Source organism: Flavobacterium psychroterrae, assembly GCF_018380615.1.
GTDB lineage: Bacteria > Bacteroidota > Bacteroidia > Flavobacteriales > Flavobacteriaceae > Flavobacterium > Flavobacterium psychroterrae.
This window is the reverse complement of the sequence record NZ_JAGYVZ010000037.1, coordinates 16,186-35,376: the sequence shown is the minus strand read 5'-3', so window position 1 is coordinate 35,376 and position 19,191 is coordinate 16,186. Positions and strand designations below refer to the sequence as shown.

Annotated in this window: 14 protein-coding genes; 3 read left to right on the top strand and 11 right to left on the bottom strand. The window is 34.2% G+C overall.

The window, feature by feature from the left end:
• Window positions 1-87 precede the first annotated feature (87 nt).
• The 4 genes from KHA90_RS23250 to KHA90_RS23235 all read right to left on the bottom strand — a co-directional run bounded on the left by KHA90_RS23250 (window position 88) and on the right by KHA90_RS23235 (window position 5,940).
• Window positions 88-2,844, bottom strand: coding sequence for a hypothetical protein (locus KHA90_RS23250; RefSeq protein WP_213307512.1), 2,757 nt, complete (start codon window positions 2,842-2,844; stop codon window positions 88-90).
• A 230-nt stretch (window positions 2,845-3,074) separates the two neighbouring features.
• On the bottom strand, window positions 3,075-4,691 hold the full coding sequence (locus tag KHA90_RS23245; RefSeq protein WP_213307510.1) for a hypothetical protein: 1,617 nt from the start codon (window positions 4,689-4,691) through the stop codon (window positions 3,075-3,077).
• A complete protein-coding gene (locus KHA90_RS23240; protein WP_213307508.1) occupies window positions 4,688-5,320 on the bottom strand; it encodes a hypothetical protein in 633 nt (210 codons plus the stop codon). Before KHA90_RS23240 ends, KHA90_RS23245 begins: the two co-directional genes overlap by 4 nt.
• Before the next feature lie 74 nt (window positions 5,321-5,394).
• Window positions 5,395-5,940 (bottom strand): hypothetical protein, encoded by a 546-nt coding sequence (locus KHA90_RS23235; RefSeq protein WP_213307505.1) that lies wholly within the window; start codon window positions 5,938-5,940, stop codon window positions 5,395-5,397.
• 180 nt (window positions 5,941-6,120) lie between these two features.
• Between KHA90_RS23235 and KHA90_RS23230 the strand changes: the two genes are divergently transcribed.
• On the top strand, window positions 6,121-6,525 hold the full coding sequence (locus KHA90_RS23230) for a helix-turn-helix domain-containing protein (RefSeq protein WP_213307502.1): 405 nt from the start codon (window positions 6,121-6,123) through the stop codon (window positions 6,523-6,525).
• A gap of 110 nt (window positions 6,526-6,635) precedes the next feature.
• Here the strand turns inward: KHA90_RS23230 and KHA90_RS23225 are convergent, their stop codons facing one another.
• Entirely contained in the window at window positions 6,636-7,886 is a 1,251-nt protein-coding gene (locus tag KHA90_RS23225; protein WP_213307499.1) for a site-specific integrase, read from the bottom strand.
• 750 nt (window positions 7,887-8,636) lie between these two features.
• Between KHA90_RS23225 and KHA90_RS23220 the strand changes: the two genes are divergently transcribed.
• Window positions 8,637-10,046, top strand: coding sequence for an APC family permease (locus KHA90_RS23220; protein WP_213307496.1), 1,410 nt, complete (start codon window positions 8,637-8,639; stop codon window positions 10,044-10,046).
• Between the two features lie 303 nt (window positions 10,047-10,349).
• Here KHA90_RS23220 and KHA90_RS23215 read toward each other — a convergent pair whose 3' ends face one another.
• The 6 genes from KHA90_RS23215 to dinB all read right to left on the bottom strand — a co-directional run bounded on the left by KHA90_RS23215 (window position 10,350) and on the right by dinB (window position 18,281).
• Window positions 10,350-10,811 carry a DUF1810 domain-containing protein gene (locus KHA90_RS23215; protein ID WP_213307493.1) on the bottom strand — a complete coding sequence of 154 codons (462 nt, stop codon included), beginning with the start codon at window positions 10,809-10,811 and terminating at the stop codon, window positions 10,350-10,352.
• Window positions 10,812-10,967: 156 nt separating this feature from the next.
• Entirely contained in the window at window positions 10,968-11,594 is a 627-nt protein-coding gene (locus KHA90_RS23210) for an alpha-ketoglutarate-dependent dioxygenase AlkB family protein (RefSeq protein ID WP_213307490.1), read from the bottom strand.
• Between the two features lie 7 nt (window positions 11,595-11,601).
• A complete protein-coding gene (xth, locus tag KHA90_RS23205) occupies window positions 11,602-12,402 on the bottom strand; it encodes an exodeoxyribonuclease III (protein WP_244860550.1) in 801 nt (266 codons plus the stop codon).
• A 47-nt stretch (window positions 12,403-12,449) separates the two neighbouring features.
• Window positions 12,450-13,829, bottom strand: a complete 1,380-nt coding sequence (locus KHA90_RS23200) for an exonuclease domain-containing protein (protein ID WP_213307487.1) — start codon at window positions 13,827-13,829, stop codon at window positions 12,450-12,452.
• Window positions 13,830-14,033: 204 nt separating this feature from the next.
• A complete protein-coding gene (locus KHA90_RS23195; protein ID WP_213307484.1) occupies window positions 14,034-17,099 on the bottom strand; it encodes a DNA polymerase III subunit alpha in 3,066 nt (1,021 codons plus the stop codon).
• On the bottom strand, window positions 17,100-18,281 hold the full coding sequence (dinB, locus tag KHA90_RS23190; protein ID WP_213307482.1) for a DNA polymerase IV: 1,182 nt from the start codon (window positions 18,279-18,281) through the stop codon (window positions 17,100-17,102).
• Window positions 18,282-18,366: 85 nt separating this feature from the next.
• Between dinB and KHA90_RS23185 the strand changes: the two genes are divergently transcribed.
• The gene (locus KHA90_RS23185) at window positions 18,367-19,140 is read left to right on the top strand and encodes an XRE family transcriptional regulator (RefSeq protein ID WP_213307514.1); all 774 of its coding nucleotides are present in this window, start codon (window positions 18,367-18,369) and stop codon (window positions 19,138-19,140) included.
• Window positions 19,141-19,191 lie beyond the last annotated feature (51 nt).

Here is a 19,191-nt window from a genome sequence, read left to right as displayed (position 1 = left end):
TTTGAGGTGGTCACTTTGAACCGGAATCAACTGATCTCTTTTACAAGAATAGGGTGGTCACTTTAAACCGGAATCAACTGATCTCTTTTACCGGAATGGTATGCTCACTTTTGCCAGAATTTGCATACTTTCTGACTTTTCAAAAAAAGCATTCTGCATAATCGGAATTACTGGCATATAATTCACACTACCCTTAAACAATTTCTCAAACGAGGTATTAAACTCATTGATTTTATCGTTGATAATTACTTCCCACTGGTTTAACTGATTTTTGTAATCATCCCAATCTTCTGGTCTTAGTTGATATTCATATAATTTGATAATTAAGGAATTGATATTTACCCATTCCTCCAAAGGCATATTTTGAACAGGCATTGTTTTATGTGTCGAATCAAGATCTATCGCAAGTGTTTGTAAGCGATGACCATATCCCTGAGAATTAAACTGTTTTTTATCTGGTAGAGCAGTTCTGATAACATCTAAAACACCTACAATGAAATCATTAGTCGACCTTTCCACAACATTTTTTAAAATATCAATAATGTAATGTACATTGACTTCATTTTCATCTACTGATAAATGAATAACATCATATTCCCTCTTTATTTGTTCAATGAAAATAGCAACATACTTTTTTCTTATAACATCCAGTTCCGCTGAATAAGAATGCATACCTAACATCAATTTGGACAAGCTTTTGCTGTCCAAATTTTGGAAAGCAAATTCAAACTTACTTTCCTCGAAAAGCGGTAGTTTTTCTTTTTGATTAGGTATATTTTTAAGCCAAAACAAGATTTCTCCAAAAGATTTCCAACCAAATGTTGTCAAAGGCACTTCTTCTGGAAAATCAAGTTTATTGATTACTTCAGTTGCTAAATTGAAAACATTTTTATTGGGTAATAATCTCCGATTGATGTTATTTATTTTTTCTCTCCGTTCATCATCTACTTTAAGTATATCAAGTATTCCGTTTCTATCATAATTGCTTCCAAACATAAAATCGGTAAACATTGTCCAAGCACCACCACAAATTGTTTTACAATCATCTATAACTTTACGATTGCTTTCAACATAATTTTTAGTACCCAGCCATATAAAAGATTTTAAGATTGAAGCATATACAGCCCAGCTTTTGATATGGACTTTACTGTTTAAATCAGCAATAAATTGATTAGGTTTCAATATTTCAAGATGGAACATTTGTAATAAGAACAAGTACAAATCTTTCTCGTCTATTAGAGGAATACACTTATAAGCATATGTTTCTTTGCAATTTATGAATTCGTCAAAAAGTATTTCGACCAACTTTTGAGAACGGATTAGGTGCAATCCTTGAATATATTTTCTATCTAATGATTTTTTGACCAAATACTCATTTTCTAGCTTTTCAATTATGAATTGATAATCAATATTGGAATCCAATTTAGACATGTCAATCTTAACCCCTAAAGAATCTGAAAGACTCACGATTCGTAAAAACTCAATTTGCAAGTTGTTATCCTGATGCGTTTCTTTAACTAATTGTTGAACCTGCTGTTTCAACTTATTATGTAATGAATTTCCTTGAGTGATTGAGTAAACAAATTCTAATAATGGAGCACCATCTCCAATTTGAATCCACGCCTGTTCAAAGTCTGTAAAGTGCGTAATTTTATTTCGCTCGTTTAATTTTGTGTAAATTATTTCGGCTTCTTCCTTAGATAAGGATAAGTCAATTTCTTTATACTCAAATTCTACTCCGATTGCTGATGCCCTGTACCAATCCTCATTTCTAATAGCAACTAAAAATCTAATATGCTTTAAATGTGCTGATTCTTTTATTATTTGAAGCCAATCTGTTGAGTTTGGATTTACATTAATTAAAAATACAGTTGGAACTTCCAGTTTCTTGCTTATAGAAGCAACAGCTTGAATTGACTGTTGAGTTATAATTGGATCTTGTTGAATATTCAATTCGTAAGAAAGCCAATCATTGACATAATTATGAACATAACCATATAATAATACTGTCTTTCCTTGACCAGATGCGCCTTTCAGTATAATAGTGTTATTTTCTTTTAACTCATCATTTATTGTTTCTAGATATTTTTCCCTATTAACATCAAGACCCAACAAAATATGTTCGTACCTCGTTAAAGTCGCATTGTAGAATTCTCTTTCTAAAAGTGCCTGATTAGCGTTCTGTGTTGAAACCTTGTGTAGTGGTTTCAATATTAAACCATATTGATTATGTACTGCAATTCTCTCTGCCAAATACTTTGCAAAATCCTGAATCTTGCTGTAAAAATCTTTAGTAGTTATAGGCTGTTGTTTCTCAGCAATAAATTGCAACCAATTCAACAAAAATCCAATTGTAGGAATGGGATCAACTTCAGGGAAGTTGCATTTAATTAATTTTTCTATCTCGTCTGCGATCTCTTCCTCATTAATCTCTGTAAACTGAGTTTTATTTTTAACTAATTTCCATTCATCTTCCGTTATCTTGTATTTTTTCAGTGTTGTTTTCTCTTTTTCGGAAATAGTATCTTTGTGCTTTTCCCAATTCTTTAGTTCTTGGCTTATTTCACCATAGGAAACCAGTATTGGAATTGCGTCTGAATATTTATCTAAAAACCTCTTAATGAATGAAGTTTTCTGCTCGGATAGAACATCAGATAATGTAATCGGTTTTGCTAAATTTTTTAACTGTATGGCATATAAAAGTTGGCCATTATCACCCAAAATATCTAAATCTTCTTCTCCTTCTAATCTAAATACAAGATCATTTGACAGGGAGTATAAGATATAATGTAATGAATATAAAAATTGGGTTCTATAACCACGTAAAGCTGAAATTGCTGACATTAGAAGTTTTTAACTGATGAATATTGTTAGGCTATAAATTTAACAATATAATTAATTCATTTTATCAAATAAAAAAACATTGGAGAAACTACATTTTTATTAATGATTTTCCATTCCTTTAAAATCAATATGATACTTTTATTCCCTCTCTAAATTGTCAGTTAACTATCATACAATAAATTTGTCCATTTTAACTGATGCTTATTTCATATAAATGTTTACTCAAGTGTTTAATCTTCCTCAACTTCCAATAATAATCTACCTACAACAACCAAATTGTGCAATTCATCTATCAGTTTCTCAACAATAATATTCATTTGTTCAACCTCTCCTTTTTTGAGCATTGACAAGTTATGATGAAGTGTCAAATGTCTATTTATATACGGAAAGAAATCCGTCCAAAACTGCTCTATTAAATAATTATATTTTTGTATGCCAGCATCTGCATAAATACACAGTTCCCACAAAGTCTGACTTGACACATAATTAGGGAGATAATACGTTTTTACAAAAATATATGTCCTACAAAAGGATAGAAAAAATAATGTAAAAAGGGATTCTAAACCTTGGTAGTTTTCTTGTTCATTATTGGCTATTGTGGAAAATTGCAAAGCAATATTTTTGGTAGCCTTATAGTAAAAATATAAATCAGCGTGATAGGGCTTATGAGGTATCTCCCAATGAAAATCAGGAAGGTATTTATTAGATGAAAATATCAGATATTCACCTCGAATAATGTTGAAAAAGAAACTTTGATTTTGATACAAGTTAGCTTGTATCCAATATCTGCTATGGCTCAACAAAACAAAGTCATATTTTTCACCTATTTTACTTTTTAGAGATTGAGTGATTGATTTTAATTTTTCATTACTCGCACCTATTGTTATAAGCATCAAATAATATGTTGTTTTCTCACCGTAAGTGATTTGACGGTATAAGTAAATCTGTTCAACTTCAATCGATTTTAATATGGCTTCTATTGTAAGGCTGATAATTATATCTTTGGGTTTCTTCTCAATTTGACATGAAACATCATTATTTTCAGATGAACCCTTTTTTATCAGTTTTTTTAATTCATCAAATCTTTCTTCGATTAGACGATAAAGATTTTGCTGGGCAATTCCAACCGCTTCATACATTTCTTCTTTATAAATTGCCTCATCGTCTGCAGTTGCTTCTTTTGCTTTTACAAACAAATCAATAAGATAATATTTATTGTGGCTGTTTCTAACAAAGTATTTTTGAAGGTTTGGAATGTATTCTATAAGGTTAGTAATCCTTTGATCTAAACTCAGCGAAGAAGATTTATTTCCGCAGTACAGTTCTTCTAAATAGTCAAGATCATATTCAATCAGTCTTGCATAAGATGTAAAAATACAGTTTGAAGTACCTTCTGAAATGAGATTTTTAATCTGACACATATGAAGGTCATGATCGTGGTGAAAATTGTTTTCATTCACTTTAAACCTTTTTTTATACTTTTTCCATTGCCCAGTAATGAAAATAGAATTCTCTATCTCTTTATTTTGGTAGATAACCGCAGACGCACGGCAGTAAAATGCTATGAAGGGACAGCCTAAAGAATAATAATGATGAAGTCTTGAAGAGCTAATAAAAGCTATATTGATCTGATAGCGTTCTTTAACTTTTCTAACCCATTTGCTCTGCTGAAGGTTCTGTGCAACTGTATAATTATCAAGATTTATAATAAGATATGAGAACACTGATGAAGAATGTCTTGTGAAAAATATCTGAATGATAGTGTATTGATTAACCAATTGTCTGAGGATGTTTTCTAAAAACTCGTTTTCGAGCTTTTGAAATGAAAGTTTTTCTGTAGTTTTCATGATTCATTGTTTTTGTGGTTCTTTTGAGAATTATTGAAATAGGTATAAACTGATTCTAAAAATAGACGGGCAAATGCAAACCAAACCATAAGGTCAATGTGTTCCCCTAATTCTGGATCGCTTTCCATTTCTTTTGCGTTTTTTAAATCAAAATCCAAGTATTGAATTTTCTTCTGAAACTTTTCGTAATAAGTTTCTCCTACCACAGATAGGATAATACTAAGCAGTTCGTTTAGGAACTTGGAGAGAGTAATCGAATTTAAAATATACCTTAGGCTATCAAATCTACTATCATCGGGATTTGGATTTTCTCTTAGCTCAGCATAAAAGTGTAATAGTAATTGCAGGCATGATATTAGTCCCGCTGTCTTGACATCCTGAATATTAGCATCCTTTATTTCAACAATGCCTGAGAGCAGTTCATTCAAATCGTATTCTTGCAGGAGATCAGGATATTTGTCCAGTAATAAATCGAGTTTAGGATTTTTTAATTTGTCTATAAGCCCTGAAATTCCTCTTTCTAGATTTTGCCTTTCTGAACCTTGCAGTAACATATTCAATACCGTCTTTGCTTGTGCAACTGATTTCACAAGCCTTTTTCCTTTCTTAAAGTTTTTATCATTTTTCATATCTAAAAATTTAGCTTTAGTAAAGTTGGGAATGAGTAAAGGGATATTCTATTCCACTCGTGGATATAATATTCTCAAGTCTGTTGATTATTTTTAACCTTTTTAAAGCCTCTTTCACGCATAAGTTGGCTTGCATCCAGCATCTTGATTAGATGTATGTATGGTGTCATTACATCATAATTAGGTTCTTCTGCACATGGCGAAAGTGAAAGATGTACCATATCACATACGTAGAATTCATATTGTTCCTTAGTTATTTCAGCAAACGCTTTTTGAAAGACAATAAAAGGATTACTGTATTCTTCTTTAGTAAGAGAGGCAAGATGAACTATAAATTCAAAGTCCGCTGTCTCATTTACTTTCCATTTTTTGCTTTTCTTCTGTAAACAGTAACAGACTTTGATAAAAGAGCAGACAGCAGTGTAGAAAATAAAAATCTCGCAAGGATTATCTTGTTTGTATATTTTTCTTTTATAACTATACATTACTACTTCACTTAAAATATTTTTATAGTAATCAAGATGTGCAAAATCAAAAAAAGTTTCAAGGGCATAAAACGGATCTCCTGTCTCAAAGCCTGACCAAAAATTAGTTCCAAAGGATATTTCATTCTTTTTCATAGTGATGAAATTTAAAATTCACCATCAAAGTTTTATTCTTTGGAAAGGATAATCTATTCGGAATGTGGATATAATATCTGATAAAATGGATATTTTACAGGATATTTTTTTATCTTTGAAACTCAGATTTTTTAACCAGAATGGCTTTATCTTTGTGCCTTCAGAAAATTGATACTCGTTATGGAACAGAAAATACATCAGGGAAGAAACGTAAAACGCTTCAGAGAAATGCTTGGAGTTAAACAGGAGGCATTGGCTTTTGATCTCGGAAATGACTGGAATCAAAAGAAGATTTCTATGTTGGAGCAAAAAGATGTAATTGAAGATGATATGCTTAGACAAATCTCGGATGCCTTAAAAATTCCTGTTGAGGCTTTTCAGAATTTTGATGAAGAGCAGGCGGTGAATATAATTGCAAATACTTTTGGTAATAATGGTATTGGATATCAGAGAAATGATAATCCTACTTTCAACCCTGTAGAACAAGTTCTAAAGATGCACGAAGAGAAAATTGCTTTGTACGAACGGATGTTGAAAGAGAAAGATGAAATGATGGCAAGGCTTGAAAAATTAATCAAAAAATAATTTAGAAATAATTATTAATTCATAAAAGGCTCAACAGATTAATCTGTTGAGCCTTTCTAATATATGATAAGATAATTTAAATATCCTGTAATTTAATCTACTACAATCTATTAGAATTGTGAAATAAAAGAACTTTCCATACTCTTGAAATTTTCAGCTACTTTCTCCATATCTTTTCCCACTTTCTCATTTAATATCTTTGCATAGATTTGAGTAGTTGCAACATTCTTGTGTCCCATCATTTTGCTCAGGCTTTCAAGCGGAACACCTTCGCTTAGAAAAAGGGTAGCAAATGTATGCCGTGCCAAGTGGACTGTTACCTTTTTGTTTTCAAGACACGGTATCAGCAAGGAAATCCGATTGAGGCTGTCATTGCAGACACTGTTAGAAGGCACAGGAAATACTGACCCATTTCCCGAAAGACCTTCATATTTGCTTATAATCATTTTAGGAATATCCAACAGCATCACATTGGAAGAAGTAGCGGTTTTTCTCCTGCGAATGATAATCCATTCCCTGCCATCAAAAAACTCTTGAATATTGCTTTTCTGCAACCCTTTCATATCAGAATAGGAAAGTCCAGTAAAACAGCTGAAAACAAAAAGGTCTTTTACCAATTCATCTTTCTTTTTAGCACATTCGAAAGTAACGAGCTTTTCCAACTCACTTCGTAGCAAATAGCCACGATCCCTGTCTTTTTTGGTATTCTTGTATTCGCTGAACGGGTTGCAGAAAAGATGTTTCCTGCTTATTGCCAATCGGCACAATGTAGTAAGCCCGATCATATACACCCAGATGGTATTGTGTTCCAGATTTTGATCATTACGCAGATAGTAATCAAATTCCTGAATAAATTCACAATCAATATTATTGAAAGCAATATCCGAAGTTTTATATTTTGAATGGGCAAAGCTTCTGAGATGGATTAAAAGGCTTCTGTATTTTCCAAGTGTTCCGTATGCCCGAAGTCCGCTATCGACCTTTTTCTCAAAATCCAGTATAAATCTGTCGTAGAATTTGAAAAACGTCAGCTCACCACTTTCCATACCGAGAAAAACATCTTTTAGTTTATCGCTGTTCACACTTCCATCACTCTCTATAATTTTTGAATGGCATTTTTCAATACCCATACGGATGCTGTCGAGTTTGATGTTGAGGGTTTGTGCTTCCTTGCTTTTGCCTAAAACCCTGCCATATTTCAAATCCCATGTTGAAGCGGAAATATCTAATTTGGCACTGAATGTGGATTGCTTGCCATTGACGGTTATCCTGCACATAATAGGCACCATTCCGTTCTTCTTTGGTGCATTCTTTTTAAGGTAGAATAATACCTTGAATGTTGATCTTTTTGTAGTTTCCATAACTCACGATTTCTTAATGTTAAAATTAAAATTTATCGAGCTGGGAAACAATATGAAATACAATGCAATACACTGAAAAACAATCAATTAATTTAGATTAAAAGATTTTTAAAAGTAACGATTTGGTAACCTAACTTTTGTAATCCCTTGCATTTTCCTGCTTTTAACTGCAAAACCTAAAATCGTAAAACAGTTACAGATCCTTTATTTGCAACTGTTTTACCTGTTTTCTATCTTTGATGTGTTTTATCTAAAACTTTATTTTATAAACTTCCAAGTGATATTCTTTCATCATTATCTGCTCTGCCGGGTTGCCAATATGCCTTAACTCTAATTTCTGATTTTGGAGGTTAAAGGATTAATGTATTTTCCATATATCAAATATAAACACATCAAAAAGTATAATTTTATGGAAATCCATAATGTAAATTATTTTTCTAAATTTATAATGAGATTTGCATAAGGGATTGCTTCACTTTATTTTTTATTGGACTTCAGTGAACTTCGTTTGAGGCGATATCCTTTTACCAGCGAAGCGATGTAAAAGATAAAGCCGAAAGCCCGACCCGTAGGGATACGCCCATATTTTTTTAGATTTTAGATTTGAAAAAAAAATACTTTAAAATAGCTCTCTTCGAAGTTTTGTTGTTGATTACAATCAAGTGCGCAAATAAGAATTGGAATTTGGAATTTCAAGATTTGGAATTTGAGAAAAAAGTATATCTTTAGCCAACCCAAAAAAACAAAACCATGCAGGAAAACGACCAGGAAAATTTTAAAAGAGAACTCGGATTATTAGACGGAACCATGCTTGTGGTTGGTTCTATGATTGGATCAGGTATATTTATTGTAAGTGCCGATATTGCCAGACAAGTAGGATCAGCGGGATGGCTAACTTTAATTTGGCTGATTTCGGGGTTGATTACCATTATTGCCGCTGTAAGTTACGGCGAGTTAAGTGCTATGTTCCCAAAAGCAGGTGGACAATACGTTTACCTTAAAGAGGCGTATAACAAACTAATAGCCTTTTTGTACGGCTGGAGCTTTTTTGCTGTAATTCAAACCGGAACGATTGCTGCCGTTGGTGTAGCTTTCTCAAAGTTTGCCTCTTATTTATATGAACCTTTAAGTGACGAAAATATATTGTATGAATTGGGTTCTTTCAAACTTAACGCTGCACAGATTGTTTCAATTTTTACAATTGTGGTATTGACTTATATTAACAGCCGTGGAGTGAAGAATGGAAAAATTCTACAAACAGTTCTTACGATTATTAAAATTTTATCATTGTTGGGATTAATCGTTTTCGGATTAACATTAGCAGCAAAAGCTTCTGTTTGGGATGCAAACTGGGCTGATGCCTGGACAACTCGTTCGTACAATAAAGATACAGGATCATGGCTGCCAATAAGTGGAACGGCTTTAATTACCGGAATTTCGGCTGCGATGGTTGGATCATTATTTTCCAGTGATGCCTGGAACGGAGTTACATTTATTGCGGGAGAAATTAAAAATCCAAAACGTAATGTTGGTTTCAGTTTGTTTTTAGGAACTTTTATTGTAACGATTATTTATGTTTTGACCAATTTGATGTATTTGGCTGTAATTCCGCTTGACGAAATCGCAACAGCAAAATCTGATAGAGTAGCGGTTGTGGCTTCGCAATATATTTTTGGCGATATTGGGACTTTGATTATTGCAATTATGATTATGATTTCAACTTTTGCCTGCAATAACGGATTAATCATGGCGGGTGCGAGAGTATATTATACGATGGCAAAAGATGGTTTGTTCTTTAAAAAAGCTGCTGTTTTAAACGAATCAAGTGTTCCTGCCTGGGCACTTTGGGCACAATGTATCTGGGCTTCGGCTTTATGTTTGACAGGAAAATATGGTGATTTATTAGATTTTGTAATCATCATCGTTTTGATTTTTTATATCTTAACCATTTACGGAATTTTCATTTTACGTAAAAAAATGCCAGATGCCGAAAGACCTTACAGAGCCTTTGGATATCCATTTTTACCAATGTTATACATTGTGATTGCAACAGCAGTTTGTGTTTCGTTACTATTAACTAAATTCTCAACGTGTGGTTGGGGAGTTTTGATTATGTTAACGGGAATTCCGGTTTATTACTTAACGAAACCTAAAGAATAATAGAATATTAAAAGGTTCAGAGGAACAAAGGTTTAAAGTTTAATTGCCCACGGATTTGGCGGATTAAACTAGTTTACACGGATTTCCTTTTTTTAACTTTGTAGTTTCTTTTTAGATATAAAAAATGCCTTGTTTTTTTAGCAAGGCATTTTTTGTATTCTATTTTTGAGTAATATAAAAATCTGTGTAAACTAGTTTAATCCGCCAAATCCATGGACTAAAAAAAAAGACACTACCAATTTGCAAAAGCAAGAAATGTAGTGTCTTTTAATTTAAATAATCTGATTAAACGATTAGTGCATATTACACCATTTCGGTTTCAACCGAAGATTTTATAGATGAATTAATAATAGACAAAGTAAGAGGATCTGATTCTCCAGAGAAAAAAGCTTCTAAAACTTCCTGAAATACCGGATTTGTATTTTCTGCCAAAGAAAATAACGTCATAGAAGAACGTAATTTACGAGCGTCTAAATCTCCTAAAATTCCGTCAGCTGATTTTCTTTTAAAAGTCAAAAACAGTTCAGAAATTTCGATAAGATGCTTTCCTAAAATTGGATGTTCAAGGAATTCAGTTGCTTCTTTTAGATCGTTAATAGCATAAAAATTGGCAGTGTCACTCGTGCCCAAACCTTTAATCTGAGGAAAAATGAACCACATCCAGTGAGTCTCTTTTTTTCCTTTTTTGATTTCAGAAAGAGCAGTAAGATAAAGTTTGTTTTGCGCATCTAAGAAACGCAATAAATCATTGTTTGAGTGAGCCATTGTGGTAATGTATATATAAAAAAAGGTTGCAAAAGTAGTAAAAAAGAAAGGTTCTGCCTAATAAAAGGTTCATGCACTGAGTATTTTAACTTTTAGAGGAGGAAATTTCCTCATCGTTATAAAGCGAAAAAAAACTCATTTAGAGATGTTTGCAAATTATTCACTTCGTTGTGTTCGTCGAAAAGTCAAATTGATTCTAGGCAACACATTCCGAGCCGTTTTAGGTACATGATGCTGCCAGAAGCTATTGGTAGTTCCTGCCATCAATAAAAATGATCCGTGATGCAGAGGAATCTCTACTTGCGGAATCTCTTTTCTAAATTTATGACGGAGTTTAAACATCCTGGTTTCGCCAAAAGTCACCGAAGCAATTATCGGGTTCGGACCTGTATTGTGTTCTTTGTCGCTGTGCCAGCCAACACCATCATTTCCGTCTCGGTATAAATTTAAGAGAAGACTATTGAAATCTAGCTGTGTTTCTTTTTCGACCCTGCCTCTGATAGTCAATAATTCATAAGTCCAGTCAGGTCCGTTTTGATCTGCCCCGGGATTATCCTTGTCTTCATACCAGGAAATCATTCGGGGAACAGTATAGGTTTTATCATAAATTTCCATTTCATATTCTCTCCATTTGGTCTTGTGGAGTATTCTTTCGTAAAAGCGATCAGATTCTTCTTTTGTGAAGAAATTATCAATCAAAATAAGTTCTGCATCAGGCAGGTCAAATACTTTTTTTCCTGCTAGACCTGTGGCAAATAATTCGGTATCGCTAAATAATGTCATTGTTCAGTTATTTTGTATCAATTTCAATCCATACCGGAGCATGGTCACTTGTTTTTTCCCATCCTCGCACATGGCGGTCAACTCCGCCGGAAAGCATTTTTTTTGCTAGTTGCGGACTTAATAAAAAATGATCAATTCTAAGACCGGCATCTCGTTCGTAAGCCTTTCTGAAATAATCCCAAAAGGTGTAAATTTTCTCGTTAGGATATAAAGTTCTAATCGCATCTATCCATCCTTGTGAAACCAAATCTTTAAAAGCTTTTCGGACTTGAGGTAAAAAAAGGGCATCGTTTACCCATTTCTCAGGTTTATAAACATCCAATTCTGTTGGCATTACATTATAATCTCCAACTAATATTACCGGAACTTTTAAACTTAGAAGCGTTTCGGCACGATCTGCCAAACGCTCAAACCATCTTAGTTTGTATTCTAATTTTGGGCCCGGAGCAGGATTTCCATTTGGAAGATAAAGACATGCAATCACAATACCATCAATCAAAGCCTCAATATAACGACTTTGAATATCCTCGTCATCTCCCGGAAGAACTCTTGTTACTTCCTCAATCTCCATATTTCGGGCAAGAATCGCCACACCATTCCATTGTTTTTGTCCGTGCCAAATGGCATTGTAACCTGCATCCTCAATTGCTTTAGCAGGAAATTTATCTTGTGGTGCTTTTAATTCCTGTAAGCAAACAATATCCGGTTTAGCTTCTTCAAGCCATTTCAGTAATACATTTAAGCGTCCGTTGACCCCGTTTACATTATAAGTTGCTATTTTCATAGTAGATTTAATTAGTTGTATCATTAAATTTACAGCTTTTTGCGCTTTTATATTTACACAAAATCATGTTCTTATTTCAGAAACTGTTTGTTAAAGAATACTTTACGCGGATTTTTTTCTGCGTAAGCAAAAATTAGCTGCACAATATATTGATTGCTTTTATAAGGCGTAGCATAATTTTTTACTTCTAACGGATCCGTAATCGCAACATCTAAAGGAATATATCCCATACCATAAAAATGACCATTTTCTATCCAGATACAACTTCGTTCTTGTGATGTTCTTCCTTTCTCTATAATTGCAAAAGTGGGTCTGTTGCTTAATAAAAAATCAATCGCATTATCGACTTGCTCATTGTGGAGCGAAACATCTGGCAAGTCTGTTATATCTTTATTTTGAAATATTTCTCCGTCTTCAGGTCTTAGATATTTACAAAATCTATAGTCAATTTCAAATTGTTCTGCCAAACCCCGCAATATATTTGTCCCTTCGTGTATACTGCTGAAATGCTCAATACACGACTGAAATTTATTGAGCTTCCCAATTGCCAGATATTTGTATCCGTTACGGGCTTCGTATTGATACAATCCAAATTTGGGTTCAAAACGTTTTAAAGCTCTGTTGTAGGTTGGCCAAAGATGTTTGATTTCTGTACATTCTAACAAGAGTGCCATTAACTCGTTGCCACAAACTTCAAAGGAAATGGCGTGTATGTCCCTTAAGAAATGCTGCCTTTGCGGATTGATCTTGTGACCGCTAAAATGAGAAGCCACACGTTTTTTTAAGTTGATTGCTTTACCAACATAAATTACTTTTTTTACTTCATTATAAAAATAATATACGCCTGGTTTTTCAGGTAAATTATTAAAATCTTCAGGCGGAAGATTGGGTGGTAGTCGCTGATCTTGTGACGTGGCTTTGATCATTTTTTCGATATGACCTTCATCATCCCATTCGAGTAATCGCGAAAATAATATAGCGGTTGCATCTGCATCACCGCCGGCACGATGCCTGTTTTCTAAAGATATATCCAACGAATTACACAGATTTCCTAAACTATAAGATCCTAAGCCCGGTCTGATTTTTCTTGCTGCGCGAACAGTACATAATTTCCTTGCCGTCCATTTAAAACCTGCTTGTTCCAATTGATGCCGAACGAATGAATAATCAAAGTTGACATTATGTGCGACGAAAACACGATCAGTAAGCATTTCCAAAACTTTATCTGAAATGTCATCGAAGATTGGCGCATTAGCCACCATTTCATTATTAATTCCTGTTAAGGCAAAAATCGAAATCGGAATTTCTTTTTCAGGATTCACAAGTGTTTCATATCGGTCAATTACATTTTCCCCGTCATGAATGATAATGGCAATTTCGGTAATGCGGCTGCCACTGGCGTTTCCACCGGTGGTTTCAATATCTACTATGGCATATTCTTGCTTTTTCATCTCTTTAATATAACGTAATCTCTTCTTGTATTGTTTAAATGTTTAACACATAGAAACATAGGCTTTAATTTTTAAATATAAGATCTTTTTATAAAATCATGATTTTCTCACATAGCTATGTGTATTTAGACAAGTGAAACGCCTTTTTTTATTTTCTTTAAAACTATGTTTCTATGTGTTAAAAAAAATTATGTTCAACGACTTTTAGTTTTGAAATTTTATTCGGTGTCTGGGTAAATTAATTTCATGTGCTTGAGGATAAGGTTCCCGATGCGTTGGACTCACATCTTCCTTTATCATTTGTTGTGTTTTATATTGATCTTTAGCATCCATATAACGCGGATCAGGAATAAAAGGCATCTTGGCCATTTTAGTTATCGTTATGGTCGGAAAATGATAATCGACTTCGACAGTTCCTAAAAGGAGATAACAACCTCCTCCCTGAAAAGGAAATTGAGTCAGACAATCCGGAAAATGAGCTGTATCAAAATAAGTACCTTCATGATCAATCCACGTCCCGAAATACATATTGCCTTTTTTAGTAGGGACTTGTTTTCTTGATATTAAATACGCCAGCATTCTAACTTGTTTTTTATGATGAACCACTAAATCTTTAGCCATAATATCGCCGCGATGTTTGGTTTGAAGCAAATCAAAAACGGTACACGAAACAGGAAAACTCAATAATTCAATTTCATCAAAAGCATCTTCATATAAAGAACGTTCCAATGTTGGTAGTTTGTATTCTTTAACGGGTTCCTGCAGGAGCATCAAACTTCTATTTTCGGGTTTGAAATTGTTTAAAAGCAAACTGGCAATGACTAAAAGCTGATTTTTGGTTTTTCCTGTAAAACGAAAAGCATCTATAAAAATCAAAATTTTCATACTTTCAATCCCAATCGGAATACGATTGATGAAATCTTCTAAAGAAAGAAATTCTCCATTTTTCTCCCGATCTGATTCGATTAAATGAGCAGTTTTAGATTCCAGACTTTGCAAATGCATAAACCCGAGATAAATATCAGTGCCATAAACCGTAGTTTGATATTCGCTTTTATTCACACACGGATTGAGAACTGTTCCGCCGGACATTCTGGCTTCATGCACATAAACTTCGGTTCTGTAAAATCCGCCCTGATTGTTGATTACCGCCGTCATAAATTCTACAGGATAATTAATCTTGAGATACAAACTCTGGTAGCTTTCTACAGCGTAAGAAGCCGAGTGCGCTTTACAAAATGAAAACCCCGCAAAGGATTCAATCTGGCGGTAAATTTCCTGACTAAGTCCTTCAGGATGTCCTTTTTCAGCACAACAAGCAAAGAAATTATCTTTTACTTTTTGTAAAGCTTCCGTAGATCGTCCTTTTCCGGACATGGCGCGACGCAGGATATCGCCATCAGCAGCCGGAAGTCCGCCATAATGTTGGGCAATTTTAATAACGTCTTCCTGATACACCATAATACCGTAAGTTTCACCAAGATGTTCCTTAAAAACCTCATGAAAATATTGAAACTGATCCGGATTATTATGACGAAAAATATACTCTTTCATCATTCCGGATTGTGCCACACCGGGACGAATAATAGACGAAGCAGCCACCAGAATTTTGTAATTATCACAATTTAAGCGGCGTAATAATCCTCGCATGGCTGGGCTTTCGATATAAAAACAACCTATAGTTTTACCTTGTGCCAAATGAACATTACATATGGCTTCATCTTTAGAAATCGATGTGTCCCGAATATTAACTTTTATACCGCGGTTTTTCTCAATGAGTTTTACGCTGTCATCAATATGACCAATACCACGCTGACTCAAAATATCGAATTTTTCAAAACCAATCTCCTCGGCAATATGCATGTCAAAAAGCACGATTGGAAATCCTTTTGGAGGCATTTCCAAAGGCGTGTAATTGGTAAGGGGTTCTTCAGAAATGATAATTCCGCAAGCGTGCATACTACGCTGATTGGGATATTTACCTTTCAGCATCATATTCCCATATTCCTGTACAAATTTTACAACAGAATTGGTCTGGTGTAATGCCATTGGATTTTTGGCCAGCATATCTAGTTCTTCTTTTGGAAGACCAAACACTTTTCCGACTTCCCTAAAAATTGATCGGTGTTTAAATTCAACATTGGTTCCGCAAAAAGCAACATGATCACGACCGTATTTATTGAAGATATATTCTAAAATCGTATTGCGTTCTTTCCAACTCCAGTCGATATCAAAATCGGGAGGGCTTTTCCGATTTAAATTCAAAAAGCGTTCAAAATATAAGTCAAGTTCTATGGGGCAGATATCGGTAATTCCTAAACAATAAGCAATGATACTATTGGCACCGCTGCCTCGGCCAATGTGCATAAAACCCTTACTATTGCTGTACTGAACGATATCCCAAGTAATTAAAAAATAACCGCTAAATTGTAATTCGTCGATTACTTTGAGTTCTTTTTCGATACGGGCTTTTGCCAGTTTATGATTTTCTCCATACCGCCAAACTAAACCTTCTTGTGCCAATTTGGTCAACTTTGCAATATCAGTCTGACGATTTTCAGTATAAAATTTCTTGTTTTTAGGCGTTTTAAAAACATATTCAAAATTACAAGAATCAATTATTAGCTGCGTGTTGGCTATAATTTCAGGATAACTTTCATAATAAGGCAACAGCGATTCTAAAGCCAACATTTTTTCAGAAGTTCTGCAATAATCGGCTTCTGTCAATTTTGATAGAATAATATTGGTATCAATCGCGCGAAGAATTTTATGCAGATTAAATTCTCTTTTATTACTAAAAGTTACTGATTGAAGAACAACCATTTTTGCTGTTTTATTTTTATGTTCCGAAGTAAGAAGCCTTAAAACTTCATCCGGACGAATTCCGATAAACTCATTTTCACGAAGAAATTCCGGAGCATTTTCTAAAGTATAAATCACAAAAACCGAATCAAATTCAGGAGCAATTAGTGGTAAAGGTTCTCCACTAAAATTATGTTCCGTTAAAAAGCGATTCATTTCACCAAGTCCGCGGGCATTTTTAGCTAAACCAATATATCGGAATTGATGATTGCAGCGAAGTTCCATACCAATTAAAGGTTTAATTCCTTTTGATTCGCAATCCCTTATAAAATCATAAATTCCGGTTACGGTATTAATATCCGTAAGTGCCACTGCTTTTACATCGCAATCAACGGCTTGAGCAACTAATTCCTTAAGCGGAATTGTGCCGTAGCGTAGCGAATGATATGAATGACAGTTGAGATACATTTATTTGATACGTTTTAAAATTTCATCTTTATTATTAGGTTTAAAAGTAACCCCTGCGCAGCGCATTACGGCATCAAAACCATAACGGCTTTTCATTTTATCCATCGCGGCATATAATGATAACATTTCCTCGGTATCTTCAAAGAGATTAATTTGGTATGTTCCGCGAACCAATCCGCTAAAGCGAATACCAATCAAACGCAATCGCATACGACGCTGATATACTTTATCAAACAATTCCATTACATTTTTGGTCAAAATATGATCTGCTGATGTATAGGCGATTTTGCATTGTTTGGTTTCTGTATCAAAATTGGCGTAACGTATTTTAACCGTAATAGTTGAGGTTAACCATTGTTCTGATCGCAATTGAAAAGCCAGTTTTTCGACCATGCCAATCAATATCGATTTTAGCATAATAATATCGATTGTATCCTGAGAAAAAGTATGTTCAGTAGAAATGGATTTTCTTTCGGTATAAGGTTCTACGGGCGTGTTGTCAATTCCGTTGGCTTTTTTCCAGATATCGAGACCGTTTTTACCAATCATTTGCTGTAAAACTTCGGGAGGCATTTCAGATAAAGTCTGAATTTTACGAACGCCAATTCGGGATAAAAGCTGAAAAGTAACATTGCCGACCATAGGGATTTTCTGGATCGATAACGGATTTAAAAAAGCTTGTACATTGCCTTGCGGGATTTCTAGATTTCCTTTGGGTTTTCCTTCGCCCGTTGCAATTTTAGAAACGGTTTTATTGACAGATAACGAAAAACTAATAGGTAATCCTGTTTCTTTAATAACAGATTTTGCCAATTCATCAGTCCATTTATAACTGCCATGAAATTTGTCCATTCCGGTAATATCAAGATAGAATTCATCAATGCTGGCTTTCTCCATTATCGGTGCTTTTTCCTGAATGACCTGCGTAACATCATGTGACAATCGGGAATATAATTCCATATCGCCTTTCATTATTTTGGCTTGCGGACAAAGTTTCATTGCCATGTGAATAGGCATGGCTGAGCGTACTCCAAATTTTCGGGCTTCATACGAACAAGAGGCCACAACACCACGATCTCCACCACCAATAATAAGAGCTTTTCCTCTTAATTCTGAGTTGGTTAATCTTTCGCAGGATACAAAAAAAGTATCCAAATCCATGTGTACAATTGCCCGTGTCATCTCCTTGTTTTTGTATGTTACAAAATTAGTACAGATGATAACATTTTTTCGTATATTTGTTGTTCCAAATTATAACAAATTAATTATGTCCTTATTTTCAGATAACATCAGAGCATTGAGGGTTAAGCATAAAATATCTCAGGAGAAATTAGCTGAAAACCTAAAGATTACCAGAGGAAGATACGTTAAATACGAAGATGGAACGTCTGAGGCACCATACGATATCTTAAAGCAGATTGCCTTATATTTTCATATGAGCATTGATTTAATATTGTCTGTCGACATACGTAAAATCAATATAGAAAACCTGATAAAATTAGAAGGCAACCGACTTATTTTACCCATACAAGTAGATAGTTTTGGGGAGAATTATATCGAAATTGTATCTCAAAAAGCAAAAGCGGGTTACTTAAACGGATATGCCGATCCGGAATATATCGAGAGTCTGCAACAAGTTTCACTTCCGTTTTTAGGACCGGGGAAACACCGCGGATTTCCCGTTGAAGGAGATTCTATGCCGCCACATGAAGACGGTTCTATTATTATAGGACGCTATGTCGAAAGGCTGGGAGAGGTGATGGATGGCAGGACATATATCCTGATTACCAAAAATGAAGGAATGGTGTACAAACGTCTTAATAAGAATAAAAAGAATGCTTTGGTTCTGGAATCAGATAATCGTTTTTATCCAAACTATGAAGTGAAAGCTTCAGATATTTTAGAAATCTGGGAATACGAATGCAACATCGGGCGAAGCGATAAACGACATGAAGTGACAGAATCTCAAAGTATGAAAGATTTACTTCTTGAAGTAAAAAGAGAAATAATGGAGATTAAGAATAATACTTCGAATACGTAGAAAAGTTTTTTGCCACTCCCGATAACTCAATGTCATTAAGTTAAGGAGAAA

Coding starts and splice junctions, on each gene's coding strand:
- KHA90_RS23235 (WP_213307505.1), bottom strand. CDS start 5,940: ATGAAAAAGAATGAAATATCCTTTGGAACTAATTTTTGGTCAGGCTTT.
- KHA90_RS23195 (WP_213307484.1), bottom strand. CDS start 17,099: ATGTATCTCAACTGTCATTCATATCATTCGCTACGCTACGGCACAATT.
- KHA90_RS23215 (WP_213307493.1), bottom strand. CDS start 10,811: ATGGCTCACTCAAACAATGATTTATTGCGTTTCTTAGATGCGCAAAAC.
- KHA90_RS23200 (WP_213307487.1), bottom strand. CDS start 13,829: ATGAAAAAGCAAGAATATGCCATAGTAGATATTGAAACCACCGGTGGA.
- KHA90_RS23220 (WP_213307496.1), top strand. CDS start 8,637: ATGCAGGAAAACGACCAGGAAAATTTTAAAAGAGAACTCGGATTATTA.
- KHA90_RS23245 (WP_213307510.1), bottom strand. CDS start 4,691: ATGAAAACTACAGAAAAACTTTCATTTCAAAAGCTCGAAAACGAGTTT.
- KHA90_RS23225 (WP_213307499.1), bottom strand. CDS start 7,886: ATGGAAACTACAAAAAGATCAACATTCAAGGTATTATTCTACCTTAAA.
- KHA90_RS23185 (WP_213307514.1), top strand. CDS start 18,367: ATGTCCTTATTTTCAGATAACATCAGAGCATTGAGGGTTAAGCATAAA.
- KHA90_RS23240 (WP_213307508.1), bottom strand. CDS start 5,320: ATGAAAAATGATAAAAACTTTAAGAAAGGAAAAAGGCTTGTGAAATCA.
- KHA90_RS23230 (WP_213307502.1), top strand. CDS start 6,121: ATGGAACAGAAAATACATCAGGGAAGAAACGTAAAACGCTTCAGAGAA.
- KHA90_RS23250 (WP_213307512.1), bottom strand. CDS start 2,844: ATGTCAGCAATTTCAGCTTTACGTGGTTATAGAACCCAATTTTTATAT.
- xth (WP_244860550.1), bottom strand. CDS start 12,402: ATGATACAACTAATTAAATCTACTATGAAAATAGCAACTTATAATGTA.
- KHA90_RS23210 (WP_213307490.1), bottom strand. CDS start 11,594: ATGACATTATTTAGCGATACCGAATTATTTGCCACAGGTCTAGCAGGA.
- dinB (WP_213307482.1), bottom strand. CDS start 18,281: ATGACACGGGCAATTGTACACATGGATTTGGATACTTTTTTTGTATCC.